The organism is Lignipirellula cremea (assembly GCF_056501455.1).
Genome location: NZ_CM151415.1, coordinates 4560766 through 4577215, shown reverse-complemented (window position 1 = coordinate 4577215; position 16450 = coordinate 4560766). Strand labels below are relative to the sequence as shown.

Here is a 16450-nt window from a genome sequence, read left to right as displayed (position 1 = left end):
TGATTCGTAAGGAGGAAGGCCGCGACGACGCTGGTCAGCCGCGACCTTTCAGGAGCCGTTCGGCGTTACGCGAGAACCTTGGCGAGGATGTCGTTCTCGCGGAGGATCTTGTACTCGACGCCGTCGACTTCGACCTCGCTGCCGCCGTACTTGCCGTAGATGACCTGATCGCCGACCGCGACGGAGAGCTTGCCGCGATCGCCGCTTTCCAGGAGCTTGCCCGGGCCGACGGCGACGACCTTGCCGCGCTGCGGCTTTTCCTTGGCCGAGTCCGGCAGGACGATGCCGCCCGCGGTGACCTCTTCCGCTTCGAGGGGCTCGACGACGACGCGATCATCCAGGGGGCGAAGGTTCAGCTTGGCCATGACGTTCGTTCCTTCTCAGAGAGTCGGTTGTGTTCGGTTGATTCGATGTTCGGCAGATGCGGTCGATTGACCGCGGCGACGGCCCGGCTGCGGGCCGCATCGCGAGAGACGCTTGTGCGCCTCCCGCGGTTGTTTCGAAGCGTGAGCTGCAAGCGGCTTACATCATGCCGCCCATGCCGCCCATTCCCATGCCGCCCATTCCGCCCATGCCGCCGCCCATCCCGTGGTCGTGATGGTCGTGGTGGTCGTCGTCGCCGCCCTTCTTGGGAAGTTCGGTGATGAGCGACTCGGTGGTCAGCAGCAGCGTCGCGACCGAGGCCGCGTTCTGCAGGGCGGTGCGAACGACCTTAGCCGGGTCGATGACGCCCGCCTTGATCAGGTCTTCGTATTCGCCGGAATCGGCGTTGTAGCCTTCGTTGTCCTTCAGGTTCCGGACGCGATTGACGACCACGGCGCCGTCGACGCCGGCGTTGGTCGCGATCGTGCGAAGCGGATAGTCGAGGACGCTGGAGATGATGCCGGCGCCGACCTTCTCGTCGCCTTCCAGCTTCAGCTTCGCGATCGCCTTCTCGGCACGGATCAGGGCGACGCCGCCGCCCGGAACGATGCCTTCTTCCAGCGCCGCCGCGGTGGCCGCGCGAGCGTCTTCGAGCAGGTACTTCCGCTCCTTCATTTCCGTTTCGGTCGCCGCTCCGCAGTGGATCTGGGCGACGCCGCCGGCGAGCTTGGCGAGGCGCTCCTGGAGCTTCTCGCGATCGTACTCGCTATCGGTCCGGTCGATTTCCCGGCGGATCTGCTCGGCCCGGCCCTGGATCGCATCCTTGGCGCCGGCGCCTTCGATGATCACCGTCTCGTCGGAGGTGATGCGGACCTTCTTGGCGCGTCCCAGGTCGGCGAGCTTGACGCCTTCCAGTTCGACGCCGAGATCCTTGAAGATCGCCTGTCCGCCGCACAGCACGGCGATGTCGCCGAGCATGGCCTTGCGGCGGTCGCCGTAGCCGGGCGCCTTGACCGCACAGACCTGCAGGATGCCGCGCATCTTGTTGACGACGAGCGTCGCCAGGGCTTCGCCTTCGACGTCTTCGGCGATGACCAGCAGCGGCTTCTTGGACTTGCTGATCGCTTCGAGCAGCGGGATCAGCGGCTTGTTCGAGCTGATCTTCTCTTCGAACAGCAGGATGTAGCAGTTGTCGAGTTCGACCGAGACGTCATCCTGGTTGGTGACGAAGTGGGGCGACAGATAGCCCCGGTCGAACTGCATGCCCTTGACGATCTCGACGGTCGTTTCGCTGCTGCGACCTTCCTCGATCGTGATCACGCCGTCCTTGCCGACCTTCAGGAAGGCGTCGGCGAGGACCTTGCCGATCGTCGGGTCGTTGTTGCCCGCGATCGTGGCGACCTGTTCGATTTCCTTCTTGTTCTTCTCGTCGATCTTCGTGGCGAGCTTGTTGACGACGTAATCGCCGACCGCTTCGACCGCCTTGAAGATGCCGCGCTGCAGGGCCATCGGGTCGTGACCCGAGGCGACCCGCTTCAGGCCTTCGCGGAAGATGGCCTCGGCCAGGACGGTGGCCGTCGTGGTGCCGTCGCCGGCGACGTCGTTGGTCTTGCTGGCCGCTTCCTTGACGAGCTGGGCCGCGAGGTTTTCGTACGGGTCGTCAAGTTCGATGTCCTCGGCGACGGTGACGCCGTCCTTGGTCACCTTCGGCGAACCCCAGCCCTTGTCGAGCACGGCGTTTCGACCGCGGGGGCCGAGGGTGCTTTTGACGGCACGTGCCAGCTTCGTCACGCCGGCTAGAAGCGCCTGACGCGCTTCGTCCTCGAAAACCATTTGCTTCGCTGCCACGTCGCATTCCTCCAGAAGGAAACAGGCGTAACCGTCGGCGACCAGGATGAGCGCCGCCGGCGGGTTCTTTAACAGGGTCGGGATCCGACCGCGATCGACCAGCGAACCGTTGGTCGGTTCGACTCGCCGCTCCGTCGGATCCGAGCGTTTGCGGTAGGACTCGCCCGCGGGACTTCCCCGAAAAGGGGATGCGGACGATAGCGAGCGGCGTCTTCCGGACGGACCGGCCGGATCTCTCCAGCCAGCGGCCTCTGTACGGCTCCTCGCCCCGGCTGGTTCCTTCCTGCGGAAAGACCTTCAGCCTGACGAATTGGCACCGCCTCGCTTAAGCGACCTCTCTAAAGCAACCCGCGTGCCAGCAATGCATGGTCGGACGTAACTGATTTATGGAAAAGGCATTGCGATTCGCCGGCTTCTCGCGATGCCCGTCGCGTCGCGTGTTCGCTGTCAATTCGGCAGCGAACACGAGCGGGCCGTTTCGGCTCTGGATTTCCTGTCGATTACGGCGTCCAGTCGTCCTCTTCCGTCACCGACTCCAGGAACCGGGCGAGCAGATCGGCGGAGCGGTCGAGGTCGCGGTAGTTCACGATCTCGACGGCGCTGTGCATGTAGCGGTTGGGGATGCCGACGAGGCCGGTCGCGACGCCGGCCCGGGCCAGTTGCAGGGCGTTCGAGTCGTTCGGCGCCGCGCGGCCGAGGGCGCATTCCTGGTAGCCGATCTCGTGCATCCGGGCGATCTCCCGCATGCGGTTCTCCACCCGCGGGTTGACGTTCGGACCGCGGAAGAGCGTCGGTCCGGCGCCCAGTTTCACGATGCCCCGCTGCTTGACGTCGATGGTGGGGCAATCGGTGGCGTGCGTCACGTCGACGGCGATGCCCAGATGCGGGTCGATGCCGTAAGCGGCGGTCGTCGCGCCGCGCAGGCCGATCTCCTCCTGCACGGTCGAGACGGCGAAGATGCCGCATTTCAGCTTCTCTCGATTCGCCCGTCTGGCCGCTTCCAGCACGACCCACAACCCCGCCTTGTCGTCCGTGCCTGGCGAGGTGAGGCAGTCGTTGCGGAGTTCCGCGTATCCAAGCTGCAGCGTCACGGGGTCGCCGATCCGGATCAGCGATTTGGCCTCCTCGCCGTTCTTGGCGCCGATGTCGAGCCAGAGATCCTTTTCCAGGACTCCCTTCGACCGCTCGTCCGCTTCCATCAGGTGGATGGCTTTTCGGGAGATGACCGCCGGCAGCGGGCCGGTATCGGTCCAGACCGTCATCCGCTGGCCGATGAGCTGCTGCGGATCCCAGCCGCCGATGGTCTGGGCGTAGATGAAGCCGTTGTCGTCCATGTGGCAGACCAGCATGCCGATCTGGTCGCAGTGACCGGCCAGCATGGCGCGGACAGGAGCGTTCTCGTTGACGGCGACGATGACGTTGCCGTGGCTGTCCGTGCGGACCGAGTCGCCGAACGTTCGGGCGTACTCCCGCACGACGTCCTGGATGCGGTGCTCGAACCCGGAGGGGGACGGGGTCATCAGCAGACGGTGGAGAAACTCTTTCGCTGTCGAGTCCATGGCGAGTCCGTTCGGGGGGCGGAGGATCGGAATCATCGGTACGACCGGCCGCACGCGAACAGGGCGTACGCCGTCGTAAAGGCCGGGGAGTAGGCGGTTTTCGCGAAATGTTCTACCATGACGCCCGGTCGTCGCCCGCCCCCTGTCGCGGTCGAATCCCTCTGACTCACGCCCGCTTTTCGGCGCCCCCGTCCCGTTCTGCGGGGCACAATTTCGCGTCGTCCGTGGATTCGTTCGTTCAACTGCCGCTCCCGCAACGAGCCAGCCTCCTCCTGTTCGTATGGAAATCACCAACGTCGCGATCGTCGGCATGGGCACGGTCGGCTCCGGCGTCGCGAGGCTGCTGCTCGACCACGGCGACCGGACCGCACGACATGCCGGACGCACCCTCTGGCTCAAACGGGTCGTCGTGCGCGACCTCAAGAAGCCGCGCCAGGCGGAGCTCCCTGCCGGGGTACTGACGGACGACCTGAATCAGGTTCTGAACGATCCGGAAATCAAGGTCGTCGCCCAACTGATCGGCGGTCTCGAGCCGGCGCGGACGATCATGCTCCGCCTGCTGGAAAGCGGTAAGGACATCGTCACCGCGAACAAGGCCCTGCTCGCCGCGCACGGTCCGGAACTGTTCGACCGGGCGCGGGAACTGGGGCGTTCGATCGCGTTCGAAGCCTCGGTCGCCGGCGGCGTGCCGATCATCGCCAATATCAGCCAGTGCTTCTCCGCGAATCAGATCACGTCGCTCCGCGGGATTCTGAACGGGACCAGCAACTACATCATCACGCGGATGGACGAACAGGGCGTCGCGTACGCTGACGCCGTCGCCGAAGCCCAGCGGATGGGTTACGCCGAGGCCGATCCGACGATGGACGTCGACGGATCGGACGCCGCGCAGAAGCTGGCCATCCTCGCCCATCTGGCGTTCGGCGCCCGGGTCGACTGGTCCGACATTCCGCGGACCGGCATCGACAAGCTCCAGCTGATCGACATGGAGCATGCCCGCAAGCTGGGCTACCGCATCAAGCTCGTGGCGGTCGCGGAACTGACCGATCACGGGCTCGAACTGCACGTCTCGCCGTCCCTCTGCAAGATGGGGACGCCGCTGGCGGAAGTGCGGATGGCGTACAACGCGATCAGCGTCGTCGGCGACGCCGTGGGCCGCGTCTTCTTCCACGGACTGGGCGCGGGGCAGATGCCGACCGCCTCGGCCGTGGTCGCCGACATGATCGACACCGCGGTCGGCCGCACGGCGATCACGTTCAAGACGCTGGAACTCTGGAGCAACAAGGAATCCCGCGTCCCGCTCGCTCCTGAAGCGACGTTCGACGGCCAGTATTACCTGCGGCTGACCGTTCACGACCATCCGGGCGTCATGGCGCAGATCGCGGGCATCCTCGGAAAGCTCGATATCTCGATCGCGTCGATCATTCAGGAAGATGCGGACGACGACGACGACGAAATCGTGCCGCTGATCATCATGACGCACGAGACGACCGAGGGCGCCGTCTGCAAGGCGATCGCCGAAATCGAACGCCTCGACTGCTGCCACAGCAAGCCCGTGCGGATGCGCGTGATCGACTGACGCCCTTCTGGCGCCCTTCAGGGGCAGCGTTTCGTCGCTTCTCGGAACGCCCGCGATATAATCGAACCATGCCAATCAGGCAGGGCGTCGGCAGGTGACGGGGAATCAGGCGACTGGTTCGGCGTCCGCCGCCGTGGGGGCGTTCGTCGTCGGGAGCCGCGTGCATGGTCGCTGCGAAGTTCGCTCAAGTTCTTTTCGTCGCGGCGCTGCCCGTGACCGCGGCGTTGCTCGCCGCCGCGGCGCTTCCCGTGCGACTCTCCGGCGCCGAAGTCGCGCCCGCGGAGATCGGCGGCGTGCTGATCTATCGCGTGGAGACCGACGGCGAAGCGAAGGTCCGCGAAGCGCTCGAAAAGCCGCTGACGCTGGAGGGGGACGAGACCTCGCTGCAGGAGTTCGTCAGCCTGTTCGCCAACCGCATGGGCGTCTCCGCGCGGATCGAATCGAGCCGACTGGAAGACTACGGCATCGCGACCGACGACGTGGAGTTCGTCGCGACGAAGGGGACGCCCGCTCGGGTCCTTCTCGACGATACGCTGCCGGAACATAACCTCGGCTGGACGATCGAGGACGACGCGCTCGTCGTCACGGTGGGCGACGAGATTCCGTATCGCCATCGCCAGCGGATCTACGACATCACGGCGCTCGCCCCTCGCGACGACGATCCGGCGGTCGCCGCGGTCTATCGCGACCGACGGGAGGCGATCGCCGAAGTGATCGAGGCGACCGTTTCGCCCGAGTCGTGGGAACGCCGCGGCGGCATGGGCTCCGCCGGCATCCTCAGGATGAACGGTCGAACGTTGCTCGTCGTGTCGCAGAGCGAGCAGGTCTTCCGGCAACTCGAACTGTTCCTGGCCAACCTTCGCCGCGCGGCGCCGCCGGCAGCCGAGCCCGAGGCCGCGGAGCCGATCGTCGCGCGGATCTTCCCCTTGAAGGAAGACGCGACCGACGACGACCTGGCGGAGGTGACGAAGGAATTCGTCGCGCCGGAAACCTGGACCGAAGAGGGGGTGTCGATTCGGCGGACGTCGAACGTGCTGCTCGTGCGTCATCGCCCCGCGGTTCAGGCGCAGGTCCGCGCGATGCTCGCCAGCATGGGGATTCTCGACGGCGAATCCCCGGGCGAGGAAGGCGAGGTCGGTCCCATTCAGATCATCGACGACATCCAGATCTTCGGCGGCGGCATCGGCCCGATGCCCGGGCGATGACGGATTCGCCCCGCCAGATTCCTGATCGCGAGACGCTCGCGCTCAAGGCGATGATGATGCCGCGGGACGCGAATCCCCACGGCACGATCTTCGGCGGCGTGCTGCTGAGCCATATGGACCAGGCCGGCGCCATCGGCGCGTACGAACTGCTCGGACTCGATCCGGAAAAGAAGACCCTCGTGACCGTCGCCATGCAGGGGATCGAGTTCCGCGAGCCGGTGCTGATCGGCGACGTGCTGGAATACTGGGTCCGCGTCGAACAGGTGGGGCGAACCAGCGTGACCGTTCGCATCGCCGTGTCCGCGATCCGCGGGACGGGGAAGCTGAACGTCACCAACGCCTGCAACGTCTACGTCGCGCTCGACCTTTCCGCCGGCGCCCGGACGAAGACGCCGATCTTCGACGACTGACGAGTTCGAAACGCTTGCCCTCGCGACCCTTCTCTCCGCTCTTTCCGCCGGACAGCCCTTCATGCTCAAGCTCCTTCGCCCGCTGCTGCTGACCGCATCGCTGATCCTGGGACTCGGCGCCGCGGTCTCTTCCCGGGCAGTGGAATCGACTCCCCTGCCCTACGCGACGCCGGAATCGAAGGGCGTCTCGTGCGAGGCGATCCATGCCTTCATCGACGCCGCGGACGAACAGGTGAATTCGATTCACAGTTTCATGCTTCTGCGAAACGGCAGCGTCATCGGAGAGGCCTACTGGAAGCCCGAGTCACACGATCAGGCCCACGTTCTCTGGTCGCTCAGCAAGAGCTTCACCTCGACCGCGGTCGGCCTGGCGATCGCCGAGGGCAAGCTGAAGCTGGACGACAAGGTCGTCGACTTCTTCCCCGACGAAGTTCCGGAGAACGCGTCCGAGAACCTGAAGGCGATGACGGTGCGCGACCTGCTGACGATGTCGACCGGCCACACGTCGGAACCGAACGTCCGCGCGAGCGAGCATTGGTGAAAGACGTTTCTCGCGCAGCCGGTCGAGAAGAAGCCGGGAACGCACTTCCTGTACAACACGCCGGCGACCTACATGCAGTCGGCGATCGTGCAGAAAGTGACGGGCGAAAAAGTCGTCGACTATCTGCAGTCGCGGCTGTTCGATCCGCTCGGCATCGAAAAGCCTCGCTGGGACGAAAGCCCCGAGGGCGTCACGCTCGGCGGGTACGGTCTGTATCTCAAGACCGAAGATATCGCGAAGTTCGGCCAGCTCCTGCTGAATCGGGGGAACTGGAAGGGGCAGCAACTCGTGCCCGCGGAATGGATCGCTCAGGCGACCAGCAAGCAGGTCGAGAACGCGAAGGATCCCGCTTCCGTTGAAACGTCGGACTGGGCCCAGGGCTACGGCTTTCAGTTCTGGCGCTGCCGGCACGACGCCTTCCGCGGCGACGGCAAGGATGGCCAGTTCTGCATCGTGATCCCGGAAAAGAACGCCGTCGTCGTCATGACCGCCGACACGGGGGACATGCAGGGGCAGCTCAATCTGGTCTGGGAACACCTCCTCCCGGCCCTCGGCGACGAGAAGCTTCCGGAGAATCCCGAGGCGCGGAAGCAACTGGCCGAGCGGAAGGCGGAACTGGAAGTCAGGCCGCGGAAGTAGCTTCGGCGCGAACGTCGGCTGCGAATCTTCCCTCTGAGCGGAGGACGTCAGTCCTCCGAGTCTACGCGTTTCGATCCGCTCGCCGGACAGAACTCGGAGGGCTTACGCCCTCCGCTCAGGGGCGTTGGAAGAGTTTGCCCAGTTTCCAGCGACCTTCCGACCGCGGCGGACGATCGGTAGAGTGAGAGAAGCGTTTTTCGAGCTTTCGTCATCGGCGAATCCATGTCCCAGGTCGAATCTGAAGTCGAGTCCGACGTCAACCGCCTCGCTCCCACCCCGGTGCCCGAGCCGGTCGAAGCGACGGAACAGCCGTTCCAGGTTCGACTTGCGGATCGGATGCTGCGGCTGCCGCCCTACCTGTTCGGGCGAATCAATGCGTCGCTGTACGCCAAGCGCCGGGCCGGTCAGGACGTCATCGACCTCGGCATGGGCAACCCGTCGGAGCCGCCGGCGGACCTGGTGATCGAGAAACTGGCCGAGGCAGCCCGCGATCCGCGGAATCACGGCTACTCGAAAAACGTCGGCATCCAGAACCTGCGCAAGGAGGTCGCGAGCAAGTACTTCCGCAAGTACGGCGTGCGGCTCGACCCCGATACGGAAACGATCGTCACGCTGGGGAGCAAGGAGGGCTTCAGCCACCTGTGCCTGGCCCTGATGGGACCGGGCGACACGGCGATCGTCCCCGATCCCTACTTCATGATTCATGTTTACTCGGTCGCGCTGGCGTCGGGGAACGCGATCACGCTCGACGTGTCGGACTCGGGCAAGTTCCTCGACAACGTCGCGTACACCTGCGAACGGCTTTACCCCAAGCCGAAGCTGCTGATCGTCAACTATCCGCACAACCCGTCGACCGCTACGGTCGAGCCGGAGTTCTATCGCGAGGTCGTGAAGCTGGCGCTGAAGTACGGCTTCATGGTGATCAACGACTTCGCCTACGCCGACGTGGCGTTCGACGGTTACCAGCCGCCCAGCTTTCTCGCCGCTCCCCGCGCTCGCGAGGTGGGCGTCGAATTCACCACGATGAGCAAGGGCTACAACATGGCCGGCTGGCGCGTCGGTTTCTGCGCCGGCAACGCCGAGATGGTAAAGGCCCTGGCCACGATCAAGGGCTACTACGACTACGGCATGTTCCAGGCGATCCAGATCGCCGCGATCATGGCCCTGCGTCATACCGACGACGCGGTCGAAGCCCAGTCGAAGATCTACCAGAGCCGCCGGGACACGCTCGTCGAGGGTCTGCGCCGACTCGGCTGGGAAGTGAATCCGCCGCGGGCGGGGATGTTCGTCTGGGCGAAGATCCCCGAGGTCTGGCAGAAGCGGATGAACACGATGGACTTCGCGATGATGCTCCTCGAAAAGGGGAACGTCGTCGTCAGTCCCGGCAGCGCGTTCGGCGCCGGCGGCGAAGGCTTCCTCCGCATGGCCCTCGTCGAGAACGAGAATCGCCTGCGTCAAGCCGTCCGCATGCTCGGGAGGTGTCTGGCCGAGCAGGAGAAGGAGTGGGCGGCGAAGGGGAAGTAGAAGTAGTCGTGCGACCTGTCAGGGCTCCGCCTGTGCGGCGCGCACGTTCTCGCGCGACCTCTTGATCTCCTCCCATCGATCAGCGGTCGGATAACCGCGCGGCGGTTCGTCCGGGAACGGAACGCCGGCTAATTCGACCTGCTCCATCGAGCGAAGAAAGTTCGCTTGCCTTTCGGCGCGCTCCGCTGATGTGAGCTCCCCGATTCGACATCCTGGGAGTTCAAAAACGGGGCTCGGATAGTCGGTTGGGTCAACTCTATCGAGCGACGAAAACGAACTGGGGACGATGTTCGGACCTTGACGCGAACGCATCGTCAACAGCAACGCACGTTCGACGGCCGCGAGACGTTCTTCCAGCGACTCGCCTTCTTCGATCTGCGGTTCTGGCTCCCAGTAGCGTGCCCACTCCGCTCGAAGACGCTCCGCGAACGGCAGGGCGAGCGCCGGCACGAGCAGGAGCGCGATCAGCACGAACAGAATCCGAATCCGCAGGAACCGACGCATCGTGCGTTCTCCGCGAAAGCGTGCCCGCGCTCAGTCTACTCGCTGATCGGCCGCGGTACTCCTGTTATTCCATACCGCATCGGCGACTTCCTGCGCCAACTGCTCGTTGCGTATCAGTCGGCGCTCAGCCTCGAACCGCTCACGTTTGCCCTTTAGCCGACCGAGTTCGTCGGCAGCAAACGCAGGTACGACGACGAAACGCGCGCCGGAGTCATTTCGAGTCGCCTGGGGGAAGTCTGGGATGAATTCCGGCTGAAGGTCGGCCTCGTCAGAAGCCTCGACTCGCGGCTCCCAGTATCGTGCCCACTCCGTTCGCAATCGCTCCGCGAACGGAAGCGCTGCGGCCGGAACGAGCAGGAGCACGATCAGGACGAACAGCAGTCGGACCTGCAGCAGACGGCGCATCGCACGGACCTTGTTTCAGGGATCGATCGCCGGCAACGATGCATCCAGCGCGCCCGCCGCTTCGCCCAATTCCTGAGCCTCGTCGAAGCGGAGCGCCGAGTTCGGAGGTTTGGTCGTACCATCTTCGCGCAGCGAGGTTTCCCAGACGCGACCGTAGGCAGGCCGGCTCGGACGCTGGATCGCGACGATCGCAGGCGCCGCGGTCCGACTGGCCTCCTCGGCAGGCGGCTTCGGTTCCCAGAACTTCGACCACTCGGTTCGCAGCCGCTCGGCGAACGGTAGCGCGAGCATTGGAATGAGCAGCAGCGCGATCAGGACGAACAGCAGTCGGACTTGCAGCAGACGACGCATAGCGTTCTCTCGGGATCAGGGTTCGACGTGCGGCGCGGATCCTTCCTTGTCATCGGGTATTCGGCCGCTGAGAGAATCAGCGGGACCAGTCATGCCGCCTCGAATGTCGGCCAATTCTTCCAGGAAATGACGCCGATGCTCTTCGGAAAGCTGATAGACGACGGGAACGTTCGGCGACTCTTCCGTGTCGGTGTTCACCGACTCGACGAACGTCGGGTCTCCGCCCACAGTCATCTCGTGGGCGATCGGCGCCTCGCCCTCGATGTACTGGAACCACCCTTCGTTGGTCCGATCGGCGAAGGGCCGCATCGGGGGTGCGGAGCATGCGAGATCGGCGCGAATGCGATCGAGCGCTGCCCTCGGATCCCAGTAACGCCTCCACTCCGCCCGATTCTGTTCGGCGAATGGCAGTGCCGCGAGCGGGATCGCGGCGAGTCCGAACAGAAGCAGGGGCAAACGAATCCGCAGAAGTCGTTTCATGGCCTCTCCTCGGACGCGGAAGGATTCTTGCCCGCATCGGGCTGCTGAAGAAGGTCTCGGTTCACCGAATCGAAGCCCGCGATCGCCTTGGCATAGTCTTCCGCCGTCCCGGATTCGGTCGGCAGTCCTTCGCTCGGTCGTCGAAGCAGAAGTACGCTACGGCCCCCGACCCTCGCGTCGCGGCTGCGATCGATCGAGTTGGAAAGACGCGTCGCTGAGCCGTAACCATCGACGATCCTGGCGACGTAGGGCTGCTCCGTCGGTATCGCCCTCGGCTCCCAGAACTTCGCCCACTCTCTTCTCAATCTCGCAGCGAACGGCAGCGTGGCCGCGGGAACCAGCGCGAGCGCGAGGAGGACGACGAGCATGCGGACTCGAAGGAGACGTTTCATCGCTTCAGGCTCCGCTGTCCCAGTCTGCTGACGACACGAACGCTCGCGCGTCGAAGATCAGGCGTCAGGCAGATCGGGTTGCGGATCGACGGGAACGGATAGACATCCGTCGCATTCCCGATACTCCATCGACTCAATAGAGATTAGATCCGGTAGAGACAGCAAGATCGGGATGTCTTCGTTCCACTCGTCGACCACTTCCGCTTCCGCGTCTCGGTCCCAGAAGAGGGTCCACTTGTCGCGCAGGCGTTCCGCGAACGGCAGCGTGGCCGCGGGGATCAGCGCGAGCGCAACGAGAACGATCAGGATGCGGAACTGCAGCAGCCGCCTCATGGACTTGTCTCGGAAGAAATCTGCTTGAGAAGCTCGATTCTGCGAGCCATTGCCGCGTGCGTGATCCGTTGCTCCGGACAGACCGTCACCGTAGCCGAGGCGATGACGGTCACCTGGTCGACCGGCGTTATCTCCAGCGCCTGCGTCTCGTGAAATTGTTTCCACGCGGCGACGACGCCGTGGGTCGCTGGCTTCGCAAGCGGCGGAATCAGTGCGAACGCAATCAGAACGAAGAGGAGTCGAAACTGCGGCCGGCGAAGCATGCGGCGTCCGTCTGAGAAAGCGTGCCGCCGTTCAGTCTAAACCGCTCCCTGCCCGCGAGTCACGTTCAAAGCGTCTTGAGGTACTCGATCACGGCGCGGCGTTCGTCGGCGGAAAGAACCTCGCCGAAATCATGGCCGGTGGCGCTCTTGCCGAACTTGCGCGTGTCGAAATAGGACCGCCGCGCGACGCGGTCGTAGCCGTCGGGCGGCAGGCGATCGAACGTCTCGACGGTCAGGCCGACGTTCTTCTGGTCGGTCGCTTCGCTGGTTCGCTTCCAGATGACGGGCCGGCTGGACGGATCGAGGACGTGGTCAAGCGTCGGGACGGAGCCGTTGTGGAGGTAAGGCGCCGAGGCCCAGATCCCGTCGAGCGGCGGAGCGACGTAGCCGCCCGGCTCCAGGACCGTCTCCTCCCCCTGACCGAAGTGCGAGAACCAGCTTCGCGAGTAGAACGCCCTCCCCTCCTTCGTCAGCGCGTCGAGCCGGACGCGATCGGTGCCGATCTCGGACCAGGGGATGATCCGTTCCGGATAGGTCTCCTTCGCCGGGTCGTCGTCGTACGTGCCGTGACATTCGGCACAGTTCTGCGAGAAGAGGGCTTTACCTCGCTCCGCCAGCGGTCGGTCGATCGCGTGCGGCCACTTGGGCGACTCGATCGATTCGAGGTAGGCGTAGACGTCCTGGTAATCGGCCTCCCACTCGGCGAATTGCTCGGGACCGTTCTCGCGGACCATCATGAACTGCATCAGCGCCCGGGGCGACTTCGCCGCGAAACCGTCGGCGTACAGCCGGGTCTTCTTCTTGAAGTGCCACCACGGCGGCGCGTCGAGGTCGTGATGGACGAAGTCGGGGATGCCGCGGTCGGCATGGACGTTCAGCCGCTCGTCGCGAAAGTGGGCCAGCGCGACGCCGAACATCACCGCGTTCGTCGTGCCGACGTTGGCGCCCAGCGGGAAGGCGACGGAGGCCGTATCCATCCGCGAGAGCCGTCGCTGGCGGACGAGCTTCGCCATGCGGATCTCTTCCGTGAGCGTCTGCAACGCGTAGTCGGTATTCGGGGCGCCGGGCCAGGTTTTCCCTTCGACGGAGCCGCCGTGGCACGAGAAGCAGTTCATCGTCCAGTCGCCGTCGCGCTCGACGACGTACTGCAGCGGCTGCGTAGGATCCTCGGGTCTGCCGGCGATGCCGTAGCGATCCCACAGGATCTCGAGTCGCTCCTCTTCGGTCGCCTGCTCCATCGGCTTCGCCGCGGCAGTGGGCCAGTTCTTCCACGTCGACGCCAGATCGTCCGCGTGGAAGTCAGGCGGCAGGTAGCTCTTCCGCGTCAGGAACCAGTAGCCGCGCTCTTCGGCTGTCAGCCCCGCGGGCGGAGCGCCGGAGGGTTCGACCCGTTCGACCGCGAGCGAACCGGAAGCGGGCGCGACGGCGATCAGCAGGAGCAGGCAAGCAAGCGACAGACGCATCGGCATCGACCGGCGATCGGCAGGGAGAGAGCGGTCGCAGTCGCGAGCCGCCCCTCCACGATACCGTCTGGCGGTCGCTCGCGTTAACCCTTTACCCGGCGACTGGTCGTTACTTGGCGACGGGTGTCGAGACGGCTCGCGATCCGAACCGAGCGATTCGATAAGGCGCCGGATCGACGGAGGGTTTCGCTCCCGTCATGAGATCCGCGACGAGCGCCCCGGTAGCCGGCGCCATCGACAGGCCCAGCATGCCGTGTCCCGCGGCGAGAAACGCGTTCTCGAACGCGGGCAGTCGATCGATGACCGGCATTTCGTCGTAAGTCATCGGTCGCCAGCCGTACCACTCTTCGACGACGGGCTCGCCGAGAGGCTCCTTGAAGTGATACGCCGCCGCGTCGGTGAGGAGCTTCAAACGCTTCGGATCGACGGTTTTATCGTAGCCGGAGAACTCCATCGTGGAGCCCAGGCGAATGCCGCTCGGCCAGGGCGTGGCGACGACCTTCCGCTCCTGAAAAAGCAGCGGCATGCTCGGCGAATGCTCGGCTCGACCCATCGTGATCGAGTAGCCCTTCCCCGGCTGAATGGGGATCCGCACGCCGAGCTTTTCGGCGAAGCGGGGCGTCACCGCGCCGAGCGCGAAGACGACCTGCGACGCTTCGCGCTCGCCCTGGCTGGTCTCGACGGCGACGACGCGTCCCCGCTCGGTTCTCAAGGAACGGAATTCGCAGTTTTCTTCGATCTCGACGCCGCGGCGTTCGAGCAGGCTCTTCCACGACTTCATCAGCACGTCGGGCCGGACGTGAGCGTCGACCGCGAAATGCCACGCGCCGGCGACGACGGGCCTCAGCGTCGGTTCGCGATCGAGCAGCTTGTCCGCCTCCCACTTCTCCGCGGAGACGCCGAACCGTTCGCTGACGAGGTCGTTCTCCTCCTCGAAATGGTCGAAGCCCTTCTTCGAGGCGAACACCGCGAGCGTTCCGCGACGCTCCCATTCTCCGGCCAGATCGCCCGACTCGATCATCCCGAGGTAGCGGTCCATCGACCCCAGGAGCAGCGCGACGCGAGCCGCCGCCGCTTCGAGCATCGCGTCCTTGCGACAGCGCCGGGCGAAGTTCATCAGCCAGCGAGCGAGTTCTGGATCGAACCGGGGGCGAACGTACAGGGGCGAGCCGCTCGACAGAACCATGCGCATCGACTTCGCGAGCGCCCCAGGCATGCAGAGGGGCAGCACATGGCTGGGCGAGACGAGCCCGCAGTTCCCGTGCGAGCAGCCGGCGCCGAAGCGGTCGCGTTCGACGATGCGGACGCGTTTGCCGCGGGCGGCCAGTTCCAGCGCACACGCGGCGCCGACGACGCCTCCCCCGATGACGACGACAGGACGGTCAGGCACGCTCATGCACGTATCCCGGAACGGAACGGATCGAGGGGATCGAAATGCAACGTCGTCTCCGCGGTCACGAACGCGGAGCCGGTGATCGTGGGAATCCAGCCGCCGGCGCCGTCGGGCTGCACGGAGCCCTCGAAGATGCCGCCCACGATGCCGCGCTGGCGGAAGGCTTCTCCCGCCGCGATCTTGCCGTCGTCGGCCAGGCAGGCGAGCGTCGCGCTCGTGCCCGTGCCGCAGGGCGAACGGTCGTACTCGCCGCCCGGGCAGAGGACGAAGTTCCGCTTGTGGGCGCCGCCCGCTCCATTAGCGCCCGACGGATCAGGCTCGGCCAGTTCGATGTGATCGATCTCCGCGCCCCCCTCGCCGGTGACGCCCTGCTGACCAAGCGCTCGGCGGATCGATCGGGCGGTCGCGAGCAGCGTTTCGAGGCGATCGAAGATCAGCGTCTCGCCATGCTCATGCACGACGTAGAACCAGTTTCCTCCCCAGGCGACGTCGCCGCGGACGGTTCGTCCGTCGTCGAGCGTTACGGCGACCTCCTTGCGGAAGCGTCGGCAGGGAACGTTCGAGAAGCGGACGCGTCCGTCGCCGAGATAGTCGAAGGCCACGATTCCGACCGGCGTCTCCAGCTTTCCCGGGCCGATTCCGACGCGACCCATTCGGGCCAGCGTGGCGACGACGCCGATCGTGGCATGGCCGCACATGCCGAGGTAGCCGACGTTGTTGAAGTAGATCACGCCCGCGTTGCAGGAACGATCGGTCGGCTCGACCAGCAACGCTCCCACGAGCGCGTCGGAACCTCGCGGTTCGAGCGTCACCGCCCGGCGAAAGGCGTCGTGCTCTCGCCGGAAGCGCTCGCGACGCTCCGGCAGCGGGCCGTCGCCGAGGTCGGGTCCGCCTGCGACGATCACCCGCGTCGGTTCGCCCTCGGTATGCGAATCGATGGCACGGACGGTCGGCGTCGACGAGGAAACGAGATCGGGCGACGAGGATCGGGCTTCGCTTAAGGACATGGCTTACGCGGGGAACCTGTTCGAGCCGTGACGCGGGCGAGCGAAGGATGCGACTTTCGTTCTACGCTGTCCGCGTCGGTTCGCCCAGCGGAGGCGCCGGGGCGGGGAGAGGGATCGCGCGAAAGTACAATGGCGACCTTGCTTCCCCGCGCAGCGCGAGCGCGCGATCCATCGCTCACCGATAAGGGACT

The 16450-nt window shown here is 65.3% G+C and carries 16 protein-coding genes and 1 pseudogene; 5 read left to right on the top strand and 12 right to left on the bottom strand.

Features of this window, described 5'->3' with window-relative positions; genetic code table 11:
• Window positions 1-65 precede the first annotated feature (65 nt).
• The 3 genes from groES to SH602x_RS17765 form a co-directional block, all read right to left on the bottom strand.
• Window positions 66-365: a co-chaperone GroES gene (gene groES, locus SH602x_RS17775; RefSeq protein WP_479472191.1), complete on the bottom strand. Its 300-nt coding sequence runs from the start codon at window positions 363-365 to the stop codon at window positions 66-68.
• A 157-nt stretch (window positions 366-522) separates the two neighbouring features.
• Window positions 523-2196: a chaperonin GroEL gene (gene groL, locus SH602x_RS17770; RefSeq protein ID WP_479472314.1), complete on the bottom strand. Its 1674-nt coding sequence runs from the start codon at window positions 2194-2196 to the stop codon at window positions 523-525.
• 515 nt (window positions 2197-2711) lie between these two features.
• A complete protein-coding gene (locus SH602x_RS17765) occupies window positions 2712-3770 on the bottom strand; it encodes a M42 family metallopeptidase (protein WP_479473590.1) in 1059 nt (352 codons plus the stop codon).
• A 280-nt stretch (window positions 3771-4050) separates the two neighbouring features.
• Here SH602x_RS17765 and SH602x_RS17760 point away from each other — a divergent pair, with 280 nt between their 5' ends.
• The 5 genes and pseudogenes from SH602x_RS17760 (at window position 4051) to SH602x_RS17740 (ending at window position 9668) form a co-directional block, all read left to right on the top strand.
• Entirely contained in the window at window positions 4051-5349 is a 1299-nt protein-coding gene (locus SH602x_RS17760; protein ID WP_479472193.1) for a homoserine dehydrogenase, read from the top strand.
• Between the two features lie 164 nt (window positions 5350-5513).
• Window positions 5514-6554, top strand: coding sequence for a hypothetical protein (locus SH602x_RS17755; protein WP_479473589.1), 1041 nt, complete (start codon window positions 5514-5516; stop codon window positions 6552-6554).
• On the top strand, window positions 6551-6964 hold the full coding sequence (locus SH602x_RS17750; protein WP_479473588.1) for an acyl-CoA thioesterase: 414 nt from the start codon (window positions 6551-6553) through the stop codon (window positions 6962-6964). Before SH602x_RS17755 ends, SH602x_RS17750 begins: the two co-directional genes overlap by 4 nt.
• A 61-nt stretch (window positions 6965-7025) precedes the next feature.
• Window positions 7026-8144 (top strand): annotated as a pseudogene (locus SH602x_RS17745) (serine hydrolase domain-containing protein).
• Between the two features lie 222 nt (window positions 8145-8366).
• Window positions 8367-9668 carry an aminotransferase class I/II-fold pyridoxal phosphate-dependent enzyme gene (locus tag SH602x_RS17740; RefSeq protein ID WP_479473587.1) on the top strand — a complete coding sequence of 434 codons (1302 nt, stop codon included), beginning with the start codon at window positions 8367-8369 and terminating at the stop codon, window positions 9666-9668.
• An 18-nt stretch (window positions 9669-9686) separates the two neighbouring features.
• On the opposite strand, the gene SH602x_RS17735 is transcribed toward SH602x_RS17740, so the two are convergent.
• From SH602x_RS17735 to SH602x_RS17695, 9 genes are all read right to left on the bottom strand, one after another.
• Window positions 9687-10172, bottom strand: a complete 486-nt coding sequence (locus SH602x_RS17735; protein ID WP_479473586.1) for a hypothetical protein — start codon at window positions 10170-10172, stop codon at window positions 9687-9689.
• A gap of 30 nt (window positions 10173-10202) precedes the next feature.
• Window positions 10203-10577, bottom strand: a complete 375-nt coding sequence (locus SH602x_RS17730) for a hypothetical protein (protein WP_479473585.1) — start codon at window positions 10575-10577, stop codon at window positions 10203-10205.
• 15 nt (window positions 10578-10592) lie between these two features.
• Window positions 10593-10928, bottom strand: coding sequence for a hypothetical protein (locus SH602x_RS17725; protein WP_479473584.1), 336 nt, complete (start codon window positions 10926-10928; stop codon window positions 10593-10595).
• A gap of 15 nt (window positions 10929-10943) precedes the next feature.
• Window positions 10944-11408 (bottom strand): hypothetical protein, encoded by a 465-nt coding sequence (locus tag SH602x_RS17720; protein WP_479473583.1) that lies wholly within the window; start codon window positions 11406-11408, stop codon window positions 10944-10946.
• A 449-nt stretch (window positions 11409-11857) separates the two neighbouring features.
• Window positions 11858-12133: a hypothetical protein gene (locus SH602x_RS17715; RefSeq protein WP_479473582.1), complete on the bottom strand. Its 276-nt coding sequence runs from the start codon at window positions 12131-12133 to the stop codon at window positions 11858-11860.
• On the bottom strand, window positions 12130-12396 hold the full coding sequence (locus SH602x_RS17710; protein ID WP_479473581.1) for a hypothetical protein: 267 nt from the start codon (window positions 12394-12396) through the stop codon (window positions 12130-12132). Before SH602x_RS17710 ends, SH602x_RS17715 begins: the two co-directional genes overlap by 4 nt.
• 65 nt (window positions 12397-12461) lie before the next feature.
• Complete coding sequence (locus SH602x_RS17705) at window positions 12462-13859, bottom strand: c-type cytochrome (RefSeq protein WP_479473580.1); 1398 nt, start codon at window positions 13857-13859, stop codon at window positions 12462-12464.
• A gap of 109 nt (window positions 13860-13968) precedes the next feature.
• The gene (locus SH602x_RS17700; RefSeq protein WP_479473579.1) at window positions 13969-15255 is read right to left on the bottom strand and encodes an NAD(P)/FAD-dependent oxidoreductase; all 1287 of its coding nucleotides are present in this window, start codon (window positions 15253-15255) and stop codon (window positions 13969-13971) included.
• Window positions 15252-16259: a proline racemase family protein gene (locus SH602x_RS17695; protein WP_479473578.1), complete on the bottom strand. Its 1008-nt coding sequence runs from the start codon at window positions 16257-16259 to the stop codon at window positions 15252-15254. The genes SH602x_RS17700 and SH602x_RS17695 overlap by 4 nt, the downstream gene beginning before the upstream one ends.
• Window positions 16260-16450: the final 191 nt, after the last annotated feature.

Coding starts and splice junctions, on each gene's coding strand:
- groES (WP_479472191.1), bottom strand. CDS start 365: ATGGCCAAGCTGAACCTTCGCCCCCTGGATGATCGCGTCGTCGTCGAG.
- groL (WP_479472314.1), bottom strand. CDS start 2,196: ATGGTTTTCGAGGACGAAGCGCGTCAGGCGCTTCTAGCCGGCGTGACG.
- SH602x_RS17765 (WP_479473590.1), bottom strand. CDS start 3,770: ATGGACTCGACAGCGAAAGAGTTTCTCCACCGTCTGCTGATGACCCCG.
- SH602x_RS17760 (WP_479472193.1), top strand. CDS start 4,051: ATGGAAATCACCAACGTCGCGATCGTCGGCATGGGCACGGTCGGCTCC.
- SH602x_RS17755 (WP_479473589.1), top strand. CDS start 5,514: ATGGTCGCTGCGAAGTTCGCTCAAGTTCTTTTCGTCGCGGCGCTGCCC.
- SH602x_RS17750 (WP_479473588.1), top strand. CDS start 6,551: ATGACGGATTCGCCCCGCCAGATTCCTGATCGCGAGACGCTCGCGCTC.
- SH602x_RS17740 (WP_479473587.1), top strand. CDS start 8,367: ATGTCCCAGGTCGAATCTGAAGTCGAGTCCGACGTCAACCGCCTCGCT.
- SH602x_RS17735 (WP_479473586.1), bottom strand. CDS start 10,172: ATGCGTCGGTTCCTGCGGATTCGGATTCTGTTCGTGCTGATCGCGCTC.
- SH602x_RS17730 (WP_479473585.1), bottom strand. CDS start 10,577: ATGCGCCGTCTGCTGCAGGTCCGACTGCTGTTCGTCCTGATCGTGCTC.
- SH602x_RS17725 (WP_479473584.1), bottom strand. CDS start 10,928: ATGCGTCGTCTGCTGCAAGTCCGACTGCTGTTCGTCCTGATCGCGCTG.
- SH602x_RS17720 (WP_479473583.1), bottom strand. CDS start 11,408: ATGAAACGACTTCTGCGGATTCGTTTGCCCCTGCTTCTGTTCGGACTC.
- SH602x_RS17715 (WP_479473582.1), bottom strand. CDS start 12,133: ATGAGGCGGCTGCTGCAGTTCCGCATCCTGATCGTTCTCGTTGCGCTC.
- SH602x_RS17710 (WP_479473581.1), bottom strand. CDS start 12,396: ATGCTTCGCCGGCCGCAGTTTCGACTCCTCTTCGTTCTGATTGCGTTC.
- SH602x_RS17705 (WP_479473580.1), bottom strand. CDS start 13,859: ATGCGTCTGTCGCTTGCTTGCCTGCTCCTGCTGATCGCCGTCGCGCCC.
- SH602x_RS17700 (WP_479473579.1), bottom strand. CDS start 15,255: ATGAGCGTGCCTGACCGTCCTGTCGTCGTCATCGGGGGAGGCGTCGTC.
- SH602x_RS17695 (WP_479473578.1), bottom strand. CDS start 16,259: ATGTCCTTAAGCGAAGCCCGATCCTCGTCGCCCGATCTCGTTTCCTCG.